The following is a 17,606-nucleotide window of genomic DNA, read 5'->3' on the forward strand; positions in this document are numbered from 1 at the left end:
CCCATGGCGCTCAAGCAACTGATCAAGGCCGGCACCGGCTGGCTCTACCTCAACACCCCCGCGGGACGGCGCCTGCTGCGCGGCTCCGGCACCATCCTGATGCTGCACCGGGTGCTGGCCGAGGACGCCCGGGCGGACCTGCCGCACCGCAAGGACCTGTGCATCGGCACAGCGGCCTTCGACCACCTGCTGCACTGGCTCGGGCAGCACTTCGAGTGCGTGCCGCTCGCCGAGCTGCTCGACCCGGCCGCCCCGGCGGACGGACCGCCGCGCCTGGCCCTGACCTTCGACGACGGCTGGCGCGACAATGCCCTGCATGCCTTCCCGCTGCTCAGGCAGCACCGCATGCCGGCGAGCATCTTCCTGTCCACCGACTTCATCGGCAGCCCGCGACGCTTCTGGTGGGAGGCCATCGGCGAAACCCTCTGGGGCAGCTTCGGCGAAGAGGCCCGCGAGCAGCTCTGCGTGCAGCTGCGCCGCCATCTCGCCCCGCCGGCCGAGCTGTGCACGGCGGCACCCGACCATTCGCGCAGCCAGGCCCTGGGCCGCTTCCTGCAGCGCCTCAAGAGCCTGCCGGCGACCACCCTGCAGGTGCTCGCCAACAGCTGTCCGAACCCGCCCGAGCCGCACGCCCTGGACTGGCAGCAGGTGCGGGAGATGGAGGACTCGGGGCTGGTGCGCTTCGGTCCGCACGGCGCCAGCCACGCGATCCTCACCGGGCTGGACGATGCCGGCCTGCAGGCCGACCTGCGCCGCTCCCACGAAGCCATCGCCGCGCACTGCCGCCATCCGCTGCCAGTCTACTGCTACCCCAACGGCGACCATGACGGGCGCGTCTGCGCCGCTCTCGCATGCCTGGGCTACAGCCATGCGCTGAGCACCCGTCCCGGCCTGCACCACGCCCGGCATGGAGCGCTGCTGTCGCTGCCGCGCATCGGCGTCTGCCAGCACAGCGCGCGCCAGCCCGCCCTGCTCGGCTGGCGCATCCTGCAGGGCGCCCACCGACGTGGCATGCCGGCCCTGCACACGCTGCACACCAGCGAGGCGGCGGGGCGATGACACGCAACGAGTACATCCGCCACCTGCTGCTCAGCGTCGGCACCAACCTGGCGATGCTGGCCCTGCGCCTGTTGCGCAACGTCCTGCTGGCGCGCATCCTCGGCCCCGCCGACCGCGGCCTGTTCGCCCTGCTCAGCGCCCTGCCGGAGCTGATCGGCGCGGTCACCAGCGGCGGGCTGAACACCGCCGTCGGCTACCAGGCCGCGCGCCAGCACCCGATGGGCCTGCTGCTGACGCTGATGCTGCTCTACGGCTGCCTGGCTTCGGCGCTGGCCACCCTGCTCGGCCTCCAGGCGCTCGACGCCTTCGGCCAGGAGCTGGCCATCACCCGGCAGCTCGGTCCCTTTGCCGCATTGCTGCTGCTGGCCGTGCCGCTGTTCGTGCTGAAAAGCGCCCTGTTCACCCTGCACAACGCCGACGGCCGGGTCGGCACCTTCAACGGCCTGCGCCTGCTGGAATCGCTGACGCCGCTGCTGCTGTTCCTCGCCCTGTTCTGGATGTGGCCGCACGCCGCGCTGAACGCCGCGCTGATCAGTTGGCTCGGCGGCCTGGGCCTGGTGGTGGCGGTCGGCCTCTGCCTGCTCGCCCGCTACCACAGCATCCGCCTGCGCTGGGACCCGGCCAGCCAGGGCCAGCTGTTGCGCTTCGGCGGGCGCAGCCATCCCGACGTGCTGTTCCAGCAGTTGCTGATGCGCGCCGACTATCTGCTCATCGAGCTGTTCCTCGGCAGCGAGGCGCTGGGCTACTACGCCATGGCCACCGCTGCCGCCGAACTGCTGTTCATCGTCCCCGAGGCGGTCACCACGCCCTTGATGAAGCGCCTGCTGCAGCAGGGCGAGGGTATCGAGCAGCTCACCCCGCTGGCGCTGCGCCTGACCGGCACCGCCATGCTCCTCGCCTGCCTGGGCATGGCGCTGATCGGCGAGTGGCTGATCGTGCTGCTGTTCGGCGACGCCTTCCGGCCCGCCTACCCGGCCCTGCTGGCCCTGCTGCCCGGCATCTTCAGCCTGTGCTACTCGAGCATCCTGCACCTGGACCTGCTCGGCAAGGAGCGGCCCGGCGCCCTGTCCCTCTTCGCCGGCGGCGCCGCGGCCCTGAACCTGCTGCTGGCGGTGCTGCTGATTCCAAGCTGGGGCATCGTCGGCGCCGCGATCGCCTCGTCGGTCGCCTACGGCGCCCTGGCCCTGGCCATGCTGCTGCTCTACTGGCGGGTCAGCGGGGTCGACATCGGCCAGACCCTGCTGATCCTGCCCAGCGACCTGCGCCTGCTGCGCGCACAATTGGGGACCGCAATATGAACGACTGGCGCATCCTGGTGTTCAGTGGCCTGCTGCTCGGCGCGCAGCTGCCGGCGGCGCAGGCCCAGGAGTGGACCGGCATCCGCGACGGCGCGCTGTACCTGCGCGCGTCCCAGGACGATGCCCTGCAGATCGACTGGCAGCCGGCCTGGCAGGCCGAGGCCAACGTCGAACACCTCTACCTGCAGGCCGGCGACGGGCGCCTGCTTGCCCAGCGCGACATCGCCGCCGAGGAGGTTCGCGGCCGTCAGCGCTGGGCGCTGTCCCCCGGGAACGGCGACCTGCGCCTGGAGATCCCCGGCTACAGCTTCCGCCTCTACCGGGTCCGCCACGCCGACGACACCGCCGCGCTGTTCGAGCCGGTCAAGCAGCATTTCTGTGCCGAACTGCCGGCCGGCACGCAGCTGCACTTCCGCGTGCGCGCCGGCGAGCGCGCGGTGCTCGCCGGCAAGTACCACGGTGGCGTCGACGGCCTGCACGCCCAGCGCCTGAGCGACGGGCACGGCCTCTACCTGCCGCTGTCGCGCGACAGCCACTACACCCGGAGCGACCGCATCGAGCTGCCCGTGTCCGACCAGGACCAGGTCTGGAGCCTGCGCCTGCGCGGGCGTGGCAAGGCCGCCTTCTGGCTGGACGGCAGCGCCAACCTGTTCGCCCAGCGCCCCGAGCACCTGTTCAGCCCCGAGCTGACCCCGGGCCAGGTCGGGCTCAGGCTGCACGACGAGGTGGTCGGCCTCACGCCCCGGCTCGGCGTGGGCCTGCCCTACACGCCGCCGGAGGCGCCCGAACTGCTCGCCCGGCTGGCGCCGCGCGCGGCCAACCACTACAGCTTCATCGACGTCACGGTGCGCCGCCCCCACCACGAGCAGGCCTTCCGCCCGCTGTACTTCAAGCGCTACGGCATCGATGCCGACAGCACCCTGCTGTCGCAGACCGGCCGGCGCTCGGTGCTCGAGGCCGGCGACGCCAGCCGCGCCGGCCTCGCCGCCTGGATCGACGGCATTCGCGAACTCGGCGGCGCAGGCCTCCACTACATCTCCTTCGCCGACGAGCCGAACCTCAGCTATCCCGACTACGCCAGCTTCGCCCGCTACTTCGCCGCCATGGCCCGCCAGGTGCGGGAGACAGCCGGCGCGCGCGAGGCCGGCGTCCGCGTCGCCGTGCCGGCCTCCTCGCGCCTGGTCAACGGTCCGACCACCGACGACGCCCGCTCGCGCCGCGGCCTGGACTGGGCGCGCCGGCTGCTGGAGGAACACGGCGAAGGGATCGACGCCCTGGCCTGGCACGAATGGATGATCCGCGACCTGCGCGCCACCCGCGTCTACCGCGACAACGTGCGCCAGGCGGCGCAGCTGGTCGGCCTGGACGAGCGCGGCCGGCCGCGCAAGGCCCTGCTGCTGGAGCAGACCAACCTGTCCAGCGGCAACAACGTCAGCCCCTACGAGCAGGAAACCCGCTTCGCCGCCCTCTGGTGGGCCTCGGTGGCGATCAACGCGGCCCAGGACGGCCTGCTGGAGCAGCTCAACTGGTTCCTCGCCACCGACGACGACGAGCACTTCAAGGGCATGATCGGCCGGGCTGGCGACGGCCGCTACGTGCTCAAGCCGGTCGGCGAGGCCATGGCCTTCATGCAGCAGCACTGGCAGGAACAGGTCCTGCGCCTGGACAACGACGCCTTCGAGGTGGATGCCCTGGCCATGCGCTCCGACTCCCGGATCGTGCTGTTCGGTGTGAACAAGGCGCCACGGCGCCAGGAGGTACGGCTGAGCGGCGAACCGCTCGCCTGCCATGCCCAGGATCCGCCGCGCCTGCAGCTGTTCGGCGCGGCGGAGCCCGGCACGGGCGCTGTCGATTGCACGGAGCAGCCATGGCGCTTCAGCTTGCCGGGAGAAACCCTCTTCGTCCTCGAATGGGAGGCGCCATGAACCCCAGGGATCTGAAGGTCAAGTTGCGGCACAAGGGCCTGCCCGGCCTCCTGCGCCAGCTCTGCGCACACTGCCTGTACGGCCAGCGGCGCCTGCTCTGGATGGAGCGCGACCTGACCCTGGAAGCCCCCCGATTGCAACGCCCGCACCACTGGTGCTACCCATCGATCACCCGGGAGCTGCTGCCGGCCTTCGAGCGCCACTTCTCCCGCCACCTCGCGGTCATCGACGATCTGCTCGAACAGCCCGGCGTGCAGGGGCTGGCCGCCCTGGACGGCGAAGGCCATGTCTGCGCCTTCGTCTGGTACAGCGACCGCGACTACTACGACCGCCACTACTATCGCTGCTGGTTTCCGGTCACGGCGTCCGGCGTCTACCTGTTCGCCATGGAGGTGGCCTGCGAGCACCGCGGCAGCGCGCTGCTGCTCGGCGGCCAGGAGCATCTCTGGGGCCTGTTGCGCGCCGCCGGCCACCAGCGCGCCCGGGCGGTGGTCGACACGCGCAACGCCTGCGCCCGCAAGCTGCTCGGCCACCTGGGCTTTCAGCCGCTCGGCTGGCAGACCCGGGTGTTCACCCTGTTCGGCCGCCTGCGCTTCTGCCATCAGCCTCCGGCGGTGCGCGATCAGCTCGGCAGCCATACCGGCAGCAACGCCTGGTACCGCTTCCAGCAGCCCTTCAGGCGCTTTCCGTAGGGATAGAGATCGACCCACAGATCGCCCGCCAGGGTGCCGCTGCTGAGCACGAAGGTGCACAGCGACTTGCGCTCCAGCCACAGGCGGTTGCTCAGGGCGCTCTCCGGGGACGCGCAGGAATCCATCCATTGCACGCCCTCGACCTTCAGCTCGTGCAGCAGGCGGATGCACTCGAGCTCGAGAAGCGCGCCGGGGGAATAGTGGGCGTACTCCTCGTCGAAGGCGACCTTGAAGGCGAAGGCCCCCGGCGGGGCGAGGAAGTCGCAGAGCATGGCCAGCGGCCGGCCGTCCAGGGATAGCTCGAGCATCCGCAGCTGGCCGCGCGCATGGGCGGCCCTGGCGACCTCCTCGAAGTAGCGGCGGCAGGCGTCGCGGCAGCTGATCGCCGAGCGCGAGCGCCCCTTCCAGCCCTTCGATTCCAGGGCGACGAAGGCCGACAGCCAGGCCTCGAGATCCTCGCCGTGCGCTTGCAGCACGCGCAGGCGCAGATCGCCCAGCTCGGCCAGGCGCCGGTGCAGCCGCCGGTACTCGCGGCGCCGCTTGCCCGGCAGGGCGCGCTCCAGATAGCCCTCGGCATCGTCCCCCGGCTCGATTAGCGCACGCGCGCTGCGGGCACCCTCGTGGAAATGCAGGCCCTCGTCGGCCAGGGTGCTGCGCAGAGCCGTGGCCAGCGGCCCGTCGGCGGGCGCATCGCGCAGCACCAGCAGCGAATACCGGCGGCGGTACGCGTGCAGCCAGCGCAGGAAGGCGCGCATGACCGCCCGCTCGCGGCCCTGGCGCACCAGGGGCGCCACCGAAAAGCAGTAGCGGTGGCGGAACATCCTGGCCACCCGCAGCGGCGACAGGGCGCAGCCGGCCGGCTCGAGCAGGGGGAAGAAGCCGTCCAGCACCGGCTCCTCCCCGGCTCCGGCCGGGCGGATCACGAACACCAGCGCGAAGCGCCGGTCGCCGCTCAGATGCTCGAGGGCCGGCAGCAGGGCCCAGGGCGAATAGAACACATTGGGCTCGGCGGCCGCGCGGGCCAGTTCCTCCCAGTCCTCCAGGCAGGGGCCGAGATCCTCCGGGGAACGGGCCAGCGCGATGCGGTAGCCGCCGTAGAGGGGTATGGTCGAGGCGTGATCGAGGGCCTTACGAAGCATGATGTTCGCGCATCCTGCACGATTGAGCATGAAAGTGGCATGAACGGGCATCAGCGACCGCCGTACCGCCACTCCCGCGCGGATCCGCTCAGGACTATAGACGGCCATGTGCGATACGCGAGGGGAGAAACGTATCCATGTTATTCACAGCGCCGGGATACCCAGCTGCTACGCTGCTCTACAGCAGACCAGGAGCTGTCGTCGTTTTGGCGTGAGCCACGTTGCCGCAGGAATCGAGCCTACCCTGAGGCGTCGACAGACCCCGAGCGAGCCCCCATCGAGAACGGACCTCATCATGGACTATCGCTTTCAATGGACGACCAGCCTCTGCGCCCCCGACTTCCCCCACGAGGCCTATGCCAGGCTCCATGCGCTGGTGCCGCAGGCCACTCCGTTCAATCACCTCGGCTGGCTGCAGGCCGCCGAACGCGCCCTCGAACCGGGACAGCGTCTGCATGTGCTGCTGGCCTGGGCGGACCAGGAGCTGCGCCTGTGCCTGCCGCTGGTCTGCAGCCGCGAGCGCCGCTTCGGCCTGCGCTGGACGGTGCTGCGCCATCTCGGCTATCCGCTCGGCGACCGCATCGCCCTGCTCTGCCGGCTCGACGAGCACGGCCGGCGCCAGGCGCGGGCGGCCATCCACCGCCATCTGCCGCACGCCCTCCTGCAACTGCACGAACTGGTCGAAGGCGGCGAGCAGCAGGTCCTGCTCGAGGGCTGGGCCGCGGCCAGCTCGACCCACGAACGGCGCCCGACCTGCCGGGTGCCGGTGCATGCGATCGACGAGGACGACCGGCACGAGCCGTCCGGCGACCTGCGCTACAAGCTGCGCCGGGCGCGCAAGCGCACGGCCGCCTGCGATGCCCGGGTGCGCCGCCTGACGCCGGACGGCGCGAGCATCGACGCCGCACTGGAGGCCATCGCCGCGGTCGAGCAGGCCAGCTGGAAGGGCGAGCAGGGCGTCGGCATCTTCTCCGGCGAACGGCGCCGGCAGTGGATGCGCGAGGCCTTCGCCGATCTCGCCGCGGCCGGCCTGGTGCGCATCGTCCTGCTCGAACACCAGGGCCGCTGCATCAGCTACCGCCTGGGGCTTCTGGAGCGCGGCCGGCTGTACGACTACAACCTGGCCTTCCTGCCCGACTACGCCGAGCTCGGCAGCGGCCGCCTGCTGCTGGACGAGTGGATCCGCTGGGGCCTGGAGGAAGGCTGGCAATACATCGACGCCTCGCGGGTCAGCCTCTACAACTCCAGCCATCAGCTGCACGAGCGCATGACCGGCGAGGTCCTGCAGCTGCGCTGGAGCCTCTACTCCTGGCGCCCCGACGGCATCGCCCTGGGCCTGGCCTATCGCCTGTGGAGCGCCCTCAAGGCCCGGCGCCCGGGCATCGCGGCCCCCTCCTCGCCGAGTGCCGGAGAACGCCCATGCCCAGCCGAGTGATCATCAACGCCGACGATTTCGGCCTGGACCGCGAAGAGAACGCCGTCATCGTCCGCGCCTTCCGCTGCGGCCTGATCAGCTCGGCGACCCTGATGGCGAACATGCCGGCGTTCGCCCAGGCCTGCGCGCTGATCCATGCCGAGGGCCTGCACGGCCGGGTCGGCCTGCACGTCAACCTCACCTACGGCCGCCCGCTGAGCAGCGCCATCGCCCACCTGTCCTGCTTCTGCGACGAAGCCGGCGAATTCCGGCTGCGCCTGCCGCGCCATCGCCTGTGGCTGGGCCGCGCCGCGCGCACGGCGATCGACGAGGAACTGGAAGCGCAATGGCAGCATTGCCTGCACCACGGGGTGCGGCCCAGCCACCTGGACTCCCACCAGCACGTGCACAACATCTGGCCGATCGGCGAGCAGCTGGCGCGCTTCGCCGCCGCCCGGGGCGTGCCGCTGCGCCTGGCGCGCAACCTGGGCGGCAATTTCAGCCCGGCCAAGCGGCTGTTCAAGACCCTGCTCAACCGGCGCCTGCGCCAGCTGGCCGGGCGCTGCGCCGAATACGTCTGCACCCCGGCCGACCTGCGCGACCAGCCCCTGCCGGCGCAGGGCACCCTGGAGGTGATCGCCCACCCCTGCAACCTGGGCGGGGACTTCGGCGACGCCTACCTGACGCCCGGCGAATCCCTCGCCGCCCTGCTCGAGCGCCGCCTGGGCAACATCCCGCGGGTCGCCTACAGCACCATGGAAACGCCCGCGGCCGCCCCGTGCCTCCCGTGACTGGCCGTCTCCTCATCGGCCGCCGGGGACGGCCCGGTAGTGCATCGACCAGCCCAGGCGCAGGCGCTGCCCGGGCGCCAGCAGCCTGAGTCCGGGCCGTCCCGGCAGGTGGTGGGCGTTGACCGGGTGGCTGACCGGCTCGAAGCAGAAGAAGTCCCTCCCTTTCGGGGTGTAGAGCAGAAACAGTCCGGCGCCCTCGGCCCGGCACTCCAGCGCATGGCCGGCATCCGCCTGGAGGATGCGGCAGCGCCCGTCCCAGCCGTCGAAGGCATGGTCGACCGTCGCCTGCGGCAGGGCGCGCGGCTCCCTGAAGTTCCACTCCGCCGGCAGGTCTATGAAGCGCTCGGGCAGCCGGCGACCGTCCTCGTGCCAGACGCCGCTCGCCAGCGCCTGCAGGCGGGTGGCCGGAGTGCGCGGCAGGTAGGGGTGCAGGCCGAGGCCGTACCAGGCCGGCGCGCTGCCCAGATGCTGTACCTCCAGCGCCAGGTCGAGCCGCCCCTCGTCGAGATCGATGCGCTGCTCGGCGCGGTAGGGGAAGGGGCTGGCGCTGTCCAGCGCCAAGCGGGCGTGCTGCGCCCCCTGCTCGAGGACCCTCCAGGGCTGCTGCCAGGCGCTGCCGTGGATCGGCAGGGGCTCGCCCGGGCTGTTGGGCGCCAGCGCCAGCCAGCCGTCCGGGTTGGCGAAGCCGCCGCGGTCGATGCGGTTCGACCAGGGCACCAGCGGATAGCAGGCCAGCCGGCGCGGGCTGCCGCTGGCGAGGTCGTCGGCCGACGCGGGGCGCAGCAGGGGCCGGCCGGAGTCCAGCGCCTGCCAGCCGGCCAGGCTGCCGCCGATCTCCGGAGCCAGGGTCAGGCGGGTCAGGCGGTCTTGCAGGATCAGCATGGGAGCCTCCTGAAACGTGCACATGAGAATGCCCGCCGGAGGCGGGCATGGGCTGGAGCAGGCGGTGCGTTTAGAGCACCGGACTCGGCAGCCGGAAGGAGATGGCCGGGCTGTAGGTGACCGCCAGCAGCCCGGCGGACAGCCCGGGATAGAACGGCGGCAGCGCCTGCACCGAGCCGCTGGCCGTCATGGAAGGTGCGCGCGGGTGGACCGGCGACAGGCCGCGCATTTTTCCTACCCACCGCCATGCCGACTACCGAAGTGCCGGAATTGGCAGCCCGGAGTGGAGCAAAGCCAGGAAAACTTCAATTCAAGTACCTGGAACATGACAACGCCTTGCCGAAATGATCGGAGACTATGTTTATATTTATCTGGCGACCGCCAGGAATATAACCCCCCGGCTTTGCCGGGGGATACTTGCGCTATTTGGCTTCTATTTTTTCCAACGGCACGGGTTTTAGCCGCGGAGTCAGTAGATGGATGGCAAGCAGCGCTATCAAGTAAGTAGTTCCGGCGACTATGAAGATTGGCTGGTAAGACTTGAATGCTTCCAGAATGTAGCCATTGTAAGTCGACATCAACATCCCGCCGATGGCTCCGGCGGTACCTCCTATGCCAATGATGGAAGCCACTGCCTCTTTTGGAAAAAGGTCCGACGGCAAGGTCATCAAGTTGGCCGACCAGGCCTGGTGTGCAGCCGCAGCGCAGCCGATGATCAGGACGGCGAGCCACACACTCGATACGAACTGGGCAGTGATGATAGGCACGACCATGCAAGCACAGACGAGCATGGTGGTTTTTCGCGCCACGTTCGCGGAGCGGCCAGCTCTCATTTGAGTCGAAGAACCCCAGCCACCGATGATCGAACCCGCATCTGCCAAGAGATAGATGGCGATCAGTGGCGGTCCGAATGTTTTCAGGTCAAGGCCGTAAGTCTTGCCGAGAAAATCCGGGAGCCAGAACAGGTACAGCCACCAGATCGGATCGGTCAGGAATTTTCCGAGCGCGTAGGCCCACGTTTCCTTGAATGTCAGGAGCTTAAGCCAGGATATCTTCACCGGGGCGGTGGTTCCCGAGGATATTAAAGATCCATCGTTGGAGTGAATATGCGCGAGCTCCGCAGCGCCTACTTTCGGATGCTCATGCGGACGGCGATAGATCAGCAACCAGGCAACCAGCCACAGGGAGGTAATCACGCCGATGGAGATGAATGCCGCACGCCAGCCCCAGACCAGGGTGATGGCCGGAATAAGCAGCGGCGTGATGATAGGGCCCAGCGCGGTGCCGGCATTGAAAATGCCGGTAGCCTGAGCACGTTCCTTTTGCGGGAACCATTCCGAAACAGCTTTCAGGCTGGCCGGAAAACTGCCGGACTCACCAAATCCCAGGGTGAAGCGTGCTATGGCAAATTGCGCGACCGTATGGACAAGCCCGTGTCCGATGGTGGCAATCGTCCATATAGTAAAGGCAATCGCATATCCGACACGCACGCCAAGCCGGTCGATGATTCGCCCAAAGGTTAAAAAGCCAATGGCATAGGCGCACTGAAACCAGAAAACGATAGAGGCGTAATCGGTTTCGGTCCATTGCAGATCGGCCTGCAAGGTAGGCTTGAGGATGCCTATCATCTGGCGGTCGATATAGTTGATACCAATGCCAATGAACAGAAGTGCGCAAATAACCCATCGGTATTTGCCGATCAAGGTTGTTTGGGGTGGAGCAATCTGAGCTGTCATCGCTTTGTCCCAGTTGTTTTTATTGTATTGCCGTTGGAAGTATTCAAAGAAAAATAAGCCGGCATCTTTCTGTATATGCCCAGCCAGACTGCCGAAATGCGTGGACTGCAGTTCGGGGCAGTGCAAATCCGGAAAACTTCCGTTCAGATATTCAGCAGGGGCTCTTGGACTAGCCGGACGAAGCGCACAGGGTCAGGACCCTGGCCAGACCGGGCAAGCGGAAGGCGAGCAGGAGGACGAGCAATGGCTTGTTGCGTTTGCCGATCATGGAACGAATCTCCTGGTTGTTCTTGTTGGAGAGGCTGGTGGAACCGCCGGGCCCGGCTCAGCCCCGGAAGGCGGGCTCTTCCAGGCCGCGAACGCCGGGATGCAGGGCGAACACCCCGCCGGCCAGGGGCTGGTCAGCGAGGTCGACGCCCTGCGGTCGGATCGAGGTGACGAACAGGGTGTCGAGGCCGGGGCCGCCGAAGGCGCACATCGCCGGCTTCTTCACCGGCACGGCCAGCGAGCGGTCGAGGCGGCCGTCGGGAGTGAAGCGGTGGACCAGGCCGGCGTCGTTGGCGCAGATCCAGTAGCCGCCGTCTTCGTCCACCGCCGCGCCGTCGGGACGGCCGGGATGCTGCCGCATGTCGACGAACAGCCGGCGGTTGTGCGGGACGCCGTCGTCCGGGTCGTAATCGAAAGCCCAGATGGCCTGTACCGAGGGATGCGAGTCGGACAGGTACATCGTCCGCCCGTCGGGGCTGAAGCCCAGGCCGTTGGGGACGACGAGGCCGTCCAGCCAGGTCAGCAGCGGTGCGCCGCCGGCCTCGCCGACGAAGCGGTAGAGCACGCCGGCGCAGTGCCCGGCGGCCATGTCCTGGTGCATGCTGCCGACCCAGAAGCGCCCCTGGCGGTCGCAGCGCCCGTCGTTGCAGCGCATCCCGGGCAGGGCATGGCGAGTGTCGGCCAAGCGGGTTCCGGCCAGACGGCCGTCGGCGCCGGGCTGCAGGTGGAACAGGCCGCTCTCCAGGCCGGCCAGCCAGCCGCCCGCCGGGTGGCGGGCGATGCAGGCGAGCATCTCGTCGGCCTCCCAGCTCGCCGTGGCGTTGTTCGCCGGGCGCCAGCGGTGCAGCCGTCGGGCGGGGATGTCGACCCAGTAGAGGGCCTGTTCGGCCACGCTCCACACCGGGCTTTCGCCGGTGCCGTTGCGGGCGTCAAGCACGAGTTCGGCTTGCATGGCGGCGCGGTCTCTTGTCGTTATGGGCGCAGGCGCGGGCGGCTCAGTCGTCGAACGGGCCGGCCGCGGTGAAGGCGCCGCCCTGGTAGACCGCCACCGGATCGTCCGCGGCCGGGGCCGGCTGGGCCTCGACCCTGGCGCGGAAGATCTCCGAGCTGTCCTGCGGCGCGAAGCCCAGGTGCGCGGCCAGGCGGTTGTCCCACCAGAGGTCGCGGTTGTTCGAAGCGCCGTAGACGATGGTGTGGCCGACATTCGGGGTGAACAGCGCGCGGCCGATGAGGTCGGTGAGGTCGCGATAGCTCAGCCAGGTGCTGAGCATGCGGCGGTTCTGCGCCTCGTCGAAGGAGGAGCCGATGCGGATGCTCACCGTCTCGATGCCGTAGCGGTCGAAGTAGAAGCTGGCCATGTCCTCGCCGTAGGCCTTGGACAGGCCGTAGTAGCCGTCGGGGCGGTGGACGGCGCTGGCGTCGAGCGTCTCGCTCTGCTTGTAGAAGCCGATGACATGGTTGGAGCTGGCGAACACCACACGGCGGACGCCGTGCCGGCGTGCCGCCTCGTAGATGTGGAAGGTGCCGCGGATATTGGCCTCGAGGATTTCCTCGAAGCGCCGCTCCACCGACAGGCCGCCGAAGTGGACGATGGCGTCGACGCCCTCGACGAGGGCATGGACCGCGGCCTTGTCCGCCAGGTCGCAGGTGATCACTTCCTCGTGGTCGCCGGCGGCCGGCGCCATGGGACTGATGTCGGACAGGCGGAGGATGGGGGCATAGGGACGCAGGTTTTCCCGCAGGATCTTTCCGAGATTGCCGGCTGCGCCGGTGAGCAGGAGACGATCGAGGACGGGACTGTGAGCAGGATGAGGCATGGCTGGAACCGCTCCGATTGTTATTGTTCAATATTCATAAGTCGTCGTATGACTTTGTCGAATTATCGACAGCACGCCTCGTCCTTGTCAACGTGATTCGGCGAACGGTCGAACGGAAAACGGCGGCTGCCGCCACACCCCGACACTCACGCAAAATAGCCATTATTCTTCGCCCCATGCCTGTCCGCCACATCGCGGGACAGGCTCCGTGCGCCTGCCGCGTGCAGCCGGGAGAGCCCATGAAAAGGCTGGCTGCCACACTCCACGTCATATGACAACAGAGCCCCATGCCGCCTGCCTGGCCACCTCAGCTCCCGCAGTCGCCCCTCCTCTCCCCAATACCCGCCCGGTCGACGGCACAGGAAGGACTCCAAACCGCCTGGAGCGGCGCCCGAGGCGGCAAGACCAGCAGTACCGACGCGAGGAGCCAGACGCATTCCGGCCAGGCGAGCATGGGAAACGACGCGGGCAGTCGGAACGACATGAAAGAAAAAGGGGCACTCGTGGTGCGCCCTACTGCAAGAGTCAGCCAATGTGCGAGGGTCGCACCTTATGGCGCCGCCGCCCAGAGCGGCGCCATAACCGACAGGGAAAGGCGTCAGACCGGAGTCAGCAGCTCTCCCTTGTCGATGAACGCCTGCAGGTTGGCGACGACCAGCTCCTCCATCTGCAGGCGGGTTTCCTCGGTGGCGCTGCCGATGTGCAGCAGCAGCACTACGTTGGGCATGTCCAGCAGCGCCGCCGGTACCTGCGGCTCGCGCTCGAAGACGTCGAGGGCCACAGCGCCGAGCCGGCCCTCGGCGAGCGCGGCGACCAGCGCCGAGCCGGCCCTCGGCGAGCGCGGCGACCAGCGCCGCCTCGTCGACCACCGAGCCACGCGCCACGTTGACCAAGAGGCCCTTCGGCCCCAGCGCCGCGAGCACTTCGGCATCGATCAGGTGATGGGTCGAAGGTCCCCCCGGGCAGGTCAGCACCAGGAAGTCGGCCCACTGCGCCAGCTCCACCAGGGAAGCTGCGTAGCCGTAGGGGCAGCCGGCCAGTGGCCGGCGGTTGTGGTAGCGCACCTGCATGTCGAAGCCGCTGGAGCGCCGCGCCAGCGCCTGGCCGATGCGGCCCAGGCCGACGATGCCCAGGCGCTTGCCGCTGACCCGGGTAGCCAGCGGGAAGTTGCCGATCAGCCACTGGCCGGCGCGGACGAAGCGGTCGGCCTCGGCGATCCGTCGTGCGCCGTCGATCAGCAGGCCCATGGCCAGGTCGGCGACGCACTCGTTGAGCACGTCCGGCGTGTTGCTGAGGCGGATGCCGCGCCGGCGCACCGGCTCCAGCGGGATGGCGTCGTAGCCCACGCCGAAGCTGCAGATGGCGCGCAGGCTGGGCAGCGCCTCGAGCATCGCCGCCGTGCAGCCGAAGCGCGCCGAGGTGACCAGCACCTCGAACTCCGCACCGCGCCCGGCCAGAAAGGCCGCGCCGTCGGCGTGCTTCCAGTACGCCTCGGCGCCGTACTCCGCGGCCATGCGCCGGTTGAACCGCTCGCTCAGGGCGCCGACCTGCAGCACCTTCAGTCCCTTCATGGCAGATTCCTCGATGGCTTCGAACGTCGGACGGCCTCAGGTTACCGGCGCCGGATTGAACAGCACCAGATCGTTGTGCAGGCGGTGCCGCTCGGCCCAGGTGCGCGTGCGGCCGCTGGCCACGTCCAGGTAGAGGCGGAAGATCTCCCAGCCCAGCTCCTCCAGCGACAGCCGCCCGGAGGTCACCCGCCCGGCGTCCACGTCGATCAGATCCGGCCAGCGCTCGGCCAGTTCGCTGCGGGTGGCCACCTTGATCACCGGCACCATCGCCAGGCCGTAGGGCGTGCCGCGCCCGGTGCTGAAGATGTGCAGGTTCATCCCGGCGGCCAGCTGCAGGGTGCCGCAGATGAAGTCGCTGGCCGGGGTGGCGCAGAACTGCAGGCCCCTGCCCCTGACCTTCTCGCCCGGCGGGACCACGCCGGCGATGGGGCTGGAGCCGGACTTGGCGATCGAGCCCATGGCCTTCTCGACGATGTTGTTCAGCCCGCCCTTCTTGTTGCCGGGGGTGGTGTTGGCGCTGCGGTCGGCCATCCCCCGCTCCAGGTAGCGGTCGTACCAGTCCATCTCGCCGATCAGCGCGTCGGCCACTTCCGGGGTCGCAGCGCGCGGGGTGAGCAGGTGGATGCCGTCGCGCACCTCGGTGTTCTCCGAGAACATCACGGTGGCGCCGGCGCGCACCAGGAGGTCCGCGGCGACGCCCAGCGCCGGGTTGGCGGTGATCCCGGAGAAGGCGTCGCTGCCGCCGCACTGCATGCCGACCACCAGTTCGGAGGCCGGGCAGGTCTCGCGGCGCCGCGCGTCGAGCACCTCGAGGCGCGCCTCGATCAGGCCGAGGATCTGCTCGACCATGCCGGCGAAACCGTTGCCCGACTCCTGCAGGCGGTACAGCCACTGCTGCTCGCTCATCCCGCTGGTCAGCGCGTCGCCCGGCATCAGTTGGACCGGCTGCAGCTTCTCGCAGCCGAGGCCGATGACCAGCGCCTGGCCGCCGAGGTTGGGGTTGCGGGCGAGGTTGAACAGGGTGCGGATCGGGATCACCGCATCCGGCGCGTTGATCGCCACGCCGCAGCCGTAGCTGTGGGTCAGGGCGATCACGTCGTCGACGTTGGGGTACTTGGGCAGGAGCTCCTTGCGCGCCCGCTCGACGCAGTGCTCGAGCACCCCGGCCACGCACTGCACGGTGGTGCTGACGCCGAGCAGGTTGCGCGTGCCGACGCTGCCGTCGGGGTTGCGGAAGCCCTCGAAGGTGAAGCCTTCCAGCGGCTCGAGCGGCGCGGCGGCCTGGGTCGCCCGCGGCAGGTTGTCCAGCGCCGGCGGCTCGGGCATGCGCAGGTGCGCCTCGGTCACCCAGCTGCCGCGGGGGATCGGCTGCAGGGCGTAGCCGATGACCTGGCCGTAGCGCACCACCTCGGCCCCTTCGGCGAGGTCCGTCAGCGCCACCTTGTGGCTCTGCGGGATGTGCTCGACCGCCTGCAGACCGTCGGTGAAGCGGCTGCCGGCCGCCACGCCCTGGTCGTTGACCACCACGCCGACGTTGTCGTCCGCGTGCAGGCGGATGTAGCGCGGCGAATCCTGATGTTCGATCAACATGACACTATCCTCGTACAGATTTCAGGCGGACGCCGCGCTGCCTTGGGGACCGAGCGGAGCGGCCGGGGCCTCCTCCCGGCGGGCCGAGCCGCCCTGGGTCGGGCCGTCCTTGAGTTCGACGCGCTGGATGCGGCCGACGATCACCAGGTAGCTGAACACCGCCACCAGCGCGTTGGCGCCGACGTACACCAGCGCCCACTTGAAGGAGCCGGTGGCGCTGATGATGTAGCCGATGACGATCGGCGTGGTGATCGAGGCGATGTTGCCGAAGGTGTTGAACAGGCCGCCCGACAGGCCGGCGATCTGCTTCGGCGAGGTGTCCGCCACCACCGCCCAGCCCAGTGCGCCGAGGCCCTTGCCGAAGAAGGCCAGGGTCATGAAGCCGACCACCATCCATTCGGCCTGAACGTAGTTGCAGAACACCATGCTGGTGGAGAGCAGCAGGCCGGTGACGATGGGCAGCTTGCGCGCCAGGGTCAGCGAGTAGCCGCGGCGCAGCAGGGCGTCGGAAATCACCCCGCCGAGCACGCCGCCGATGAAGCCGCAGAGGGCCGGCAGCAAGGCGATGAAGCCGGCCTTGAGGATCGACATGCCGCGCTCCTGCACCAGGTACACCGGGAACCAGGTGAGGAAGAAGTAGGTGATGCCGTTGATGCAGTACTGGCCGAGGTAGACGCCGACCAGCATGCGGTTGGTCAGCAGCTGGCGGATGTAGTCCCAGCGCGGTCCCTGGCTGCCCGACTTGCGGGCGCTGTCCATGTCGACCAGGCCGCCGTTCTGCTCGATGTGCTCCAGCTCGGCCGGATTGATGCGCGGGTGTTCCTTGGGGTTGTAGATGGTCTTCAGCCAGATCCCGGAGAAGACGATGCCGAGCACGCCCATCATGACGAACACGTGCTCCCAGCCGAACTTGTGGACGATCCAGCCCATCAGCGGGGCGAACAGCGCGGTGGCGAAATACTGCGCGGAGTTGAACACCGCCGAAGCCGTGCCGCGCTCGGCGGTGGGGAACCAGGCGGCGACGATGCGCGCGTTGCCGGGGAACGACGGCGCTTCGGCGAAACCGACCAGAAAGCGCAGCATGAACATGGTGGTCACCGCCCAGGCCACCGGCATGCCGCCGACGAAGCCCTGCAGCAGGGTGAACAGCGACCAGGTGAAGATGCTCACCGCATAGACGCGCTTGGAACCGAAGCGGTCGAGCAGCCAGCCGCCGGGAATCTGCCCCAGGACGTAGGCCCAGCCGAAGGCGGAGAAGATGTAGCCGAGGGTCACGGCATCGAAGCCGAGATCCTTCTGCATGCTGGATCCGGCGATGGAAATGGTGGCGCGGTCGGCATAATTGATCGTCGTCACCAGAAACAGCATCAGCAGGATCAGGTAACGCACGCGGGTTTGCTTGATGGCTTGCATGACGTCGGTTCC

General features: G+C 68.9%; 13 protein-coding genes and 1 pseudogene. 6 read left to right on the plus strand and 8 right to left on the minus strand.

Annotation, left to right across the window (positions count from 1 at the left end):
- Positions 1 to 3: 3 nt before the first annotated feature.
- Genes GCU53_RS10115 through GCU53_RS10130 form a run of 4 tightly spaced genes read left to right on the plus strand, consistent with a single transcriptional unit; the run spans position 4 to position 4,974 of the window.
- A complete protein-coding gene (locus GCU53_RS10115) occupies positions 4 to 1,059 on the plus strand; it encodes a polysaccharide deacetylase family protein (RefSeq protein ID WP_152387500.1) in 1,056 nt (351 codons plus the stop codon).
- Positions 1,056 to 2,357 carry a lipopolysaccharide biosynthesis protein gene (locus tag GCU53_RS10120; RefSeq protein ID WP_152387501.1) on the plus strand — a complete coding sequence of 434 codons (1,302 nt, stop codon included), beginning with the start codon at positions 1,056 to 1,058 and terminating at the stop codon, positions 2,355 to 2,357. Before GCU53_RS10115 ends, GCU53_RS10120 begins: the two co-directional genes overlap by 4 nt.
- The gene (locus tag GCU53_RS10125) at positions 2,354 to 4,282 is read left to right on the plus strand and encodes a hypothetical protein (RefSeq protein ID WP_152387502.1); all 1,929 of its coding nucleotides are present in this window, start codon (positions 2,354 to 2,356) and stop codon (positions 4,280 to 4,282) included. Before GCU53_RS10120 ends, GCU53_RS10125 begins: the two co-directional genes overlap by 4 nt.
- Positions 4,279 to 4,974: a GNAT family N-acetyltransferase gene (locus GCU53_RS10130; protein ID WP_152387503.1), complete on the plus strand. Its 696-nt coding sequence runs from the start codon at positions 4,279 to 4,281 to the stop codon at positions 4,972 to 4,974. Before GCU53_RS10125 ends, GCU53_RS10130 begins: the two co-directional genes overlap by 4 nt.
- On the opposite strand, the gene GCU53_RS10135 is transcribed toward GCU53_RS10130, so the two are convergent.
- Positions 4,905 to 6,113, minus strand: coding sequence for a GNAT family N-acetyltransferase (locus GCU53_RS10135; protein WP_167520049.1), 1,209 nt, complete (start codon positions 6,111 to 6,113; stop codon positions 4,905 to 4,907). The two genes, GCU53_RS10130 and GCU53_RS10135, sit on opposite strands and share 70 nt — an antisense overlap.
- 295 nt (positions 6,114 to 6,408) lie before the next feature.
- Here GCU53_RS10135 and GCU53_RS10140 point away from each other — a divergent pair, with 295 nt between their 5' ends.
- Positions 6,409 to 7,548, plus strand: a complete 1,140-nt coding sequence (locus tag GCU53_RS10140) for a GNAT family N-acetyltransferase (RefSeq protein ID WP_152387505.1) — start codon at positions 6,409 to 6,411, stop codon at positions 7,546 to 7,548.
- Positions 7,533 to 8,318 carry a ChbG/HpnK family deacetylase gene (locus GCU53_RS10145; RefSeq protein ID WP_152387506.1) on the plus strand — a complete coding sequence of 262 codons (786 nt, stop codon included), beginning with the start codon at positions 7,533 to 7,535 and terminating at the stop codon, positions 8,316 to 8,318. Before GCU53_RS10140 ends, GCU53_RS10145 begins: the two co-directional genes overlap by 16 nt.
- A gap of 12 nt (positions 8,319 to 8,330) precedes the next feature.
- On the opposite strand, the gene GCU53_RS10150 is transcribed toward GCU53_RS10145, so the two are convergent.
- The 7 genes and pseudogenes from GCU53_RS10150 to GCU53_RS10180 all read right to left on the minus strand — a co-directional run bounded on the left by GCU53_RS10150 (position 8,331) and on the right by GCU53_RS10180 (position 17,594).
- Positions 8,331 to 9,200: an aldose 1-epimerase gene (locus tag GCU53_RS10150; RefSeq protein WP_244307103.1), complete on the minus strand. Its 870-nt coding sequence runs from the start codon at positions 9,198 to 9,200 to the stop codon at positions 8,331 to 8,333.
- A 422-nt stretch (positions 9,201 to 9,622) separates the two neighbouring features.
- Positions 9,623 to 11,062: an MFS transporter gene (locus GCU53_RS10155; RefSeq protein WP_244307105.1), complete on the minus strand. Its 1,440-nt coding sequence runs from the start codon at positions 11,060 to 11,062 to the stop codon at positions 9,623 to 9,625.
- A 199-nt stretch (positions 11,063 to 11,261) separates the two neighbouring features.
- A complete protein-coding gene (locus GCU53_RS10160) occupies positions 11,262 to 12,155 on the minus strand; it encodes an SMP-30/gluconolactonase/LRE family protein (protein ID WP_152387508.1) in 894 nt (297 codons plus the stop codon).
- 43 nt (positions 12,156 to 12,198) lie between these two features.
- Positions 12,199 to 13,020, minus strand: coding sequence for an NAD-dependent epimerase/dehydratase family protein (locus tag GCU53_RS10165; protein ID WP_152387509.1), 822 nt, complete (start codon positions 13,018 to 13,020; stop codon positions 12,199 to 12,201).
- A gap of 598 nt (positions 13,021 to 13,618) precedes the next feature.
- A pseudogene (locus GCU53_RS10170) lies at positions 13,619 to 14,591 on the minus strand (2-hydroxyacid dehydrogenase).
- A 36-nt stretch (positions 14,592 to 14,627) separates the two neighbouring features.
- Positions 14,628 to 16,181 carry a galactarate dehydratase gene (gene garD, locus GCU53_RS10175; RefSeq protein WP_152387510.1) on the minus strand — a complete coding sequence of 518 codons (1,554 nt, stop codon included), beginning with the start codon at positions 16,179 to 16,181 and terminating at the stop codon, positions 14,628 to 14,630.
- Positions 16,182 to 16,202: 21 nt separating this feature from the next.
- Positions 16,203 to 17,594, minus strand: a complete 1,392-nt coding sequence (locus tag GCU53_RS10180; protein ID WP_152387511.1) for an MFS transporter — start codon at positions 17,592 to 17,594, stop codon at positions 16,203 to 16,205.
- Between the last annotated feature and the right edge of the window lie 12 nt (positions 17,595 to 17,606).

Origin of the sequence: Azotobacter salinestris (assembly GCF_009363155.1) — a bacterium.
Lineage (GTDB): Bacteria > Pseudomonadota > Gammaproteobacteria > Pseudomonadales > Pseudomonadaceae > Azotobacter > Azotobacter salinestris.

Coding starts and splice junctions, on each gene's coding strand:
- GCU53_RS10115 (WP_152387500.1), top strand. CDS start 4: ATGGCGCTCAAGCAACTGATCAAGGCCGGCACCGGCTGGCTCTACCTC.
- GCU53_RS10120 (WP_152387501.1), top strand. CDS start 1,056: ATGACACGCAACGAGTACATCCGCCACCTGCTGCTCAGCGTCGGCACC.
- GCU53_RS10125 (WP_152387502.1), top strand. CDS start 2,354: ATGAACGACTGGCGCATCCTGGTGTTCAGTGGCCTGCTGCTCGGCGCG.
- GCU53_RS10130 (WP_152387503.1), top strand. CDS start 4,279: ATGAACCCCAGGGATCTGAAGGTCAAGTTGCGGCACAAGGGCCTGCCC.
- GCU53_RS10135 (WP_167520049.1), bottom strand. CDS start 6,113: ATGCTTCGTAAGGCCCTCGATCACGCCTCGACCATACCCCTCTACGGC.
- GCU53_RS10140 (WP_152387505.1), top strand. CDS start 6,409: ATGGACTATCGCTTTCAATGGACGACCAGCCTCTGCGCCCCCGACTTC.
- GCU53_RS10145 (WP_152387506.1), top strand. CDS start 7,533: ATGCCCAGCCGAGTGATCATCAACGCCGACGATTTCGGCCTGGACCGC.
- GCU53_RS10150 (WP_244307103.1), bottom strand. CDS start 9,200: ATGCTGATCCTGCAAGACCGCCTGACCCGCCTGACCCTGGCTCCGGAG.
- GCU53_RS10160 (WP_152387508.1), bottom strand. CDS start 12,155: ATGCAAGCCGAACTCGTGCTTGACGCCCGCAACGGCACCGGCGAAAGC.
- GCU53_RS10165 (WP_152387509.1), bottom strand. CDS start 13,020: ATGCCTCATCCTGCTCACAGTCCCGTCCTCGATCGTCTCCTGCTCACC.
- garD (WP_152387510.1), bottom strand. CDS start 16,181: ATGTTGATCGAACATCAGGATTCGCCGCGCTACATCCGCCTGCACGCG.
- GCU53_RS10180 (WP_152387511.1), bottom strand. CDS start 17,594: ATGCAAGCCATCAAGCAAACCCGCGTGCGTTACCTGATCCTGCTGATG.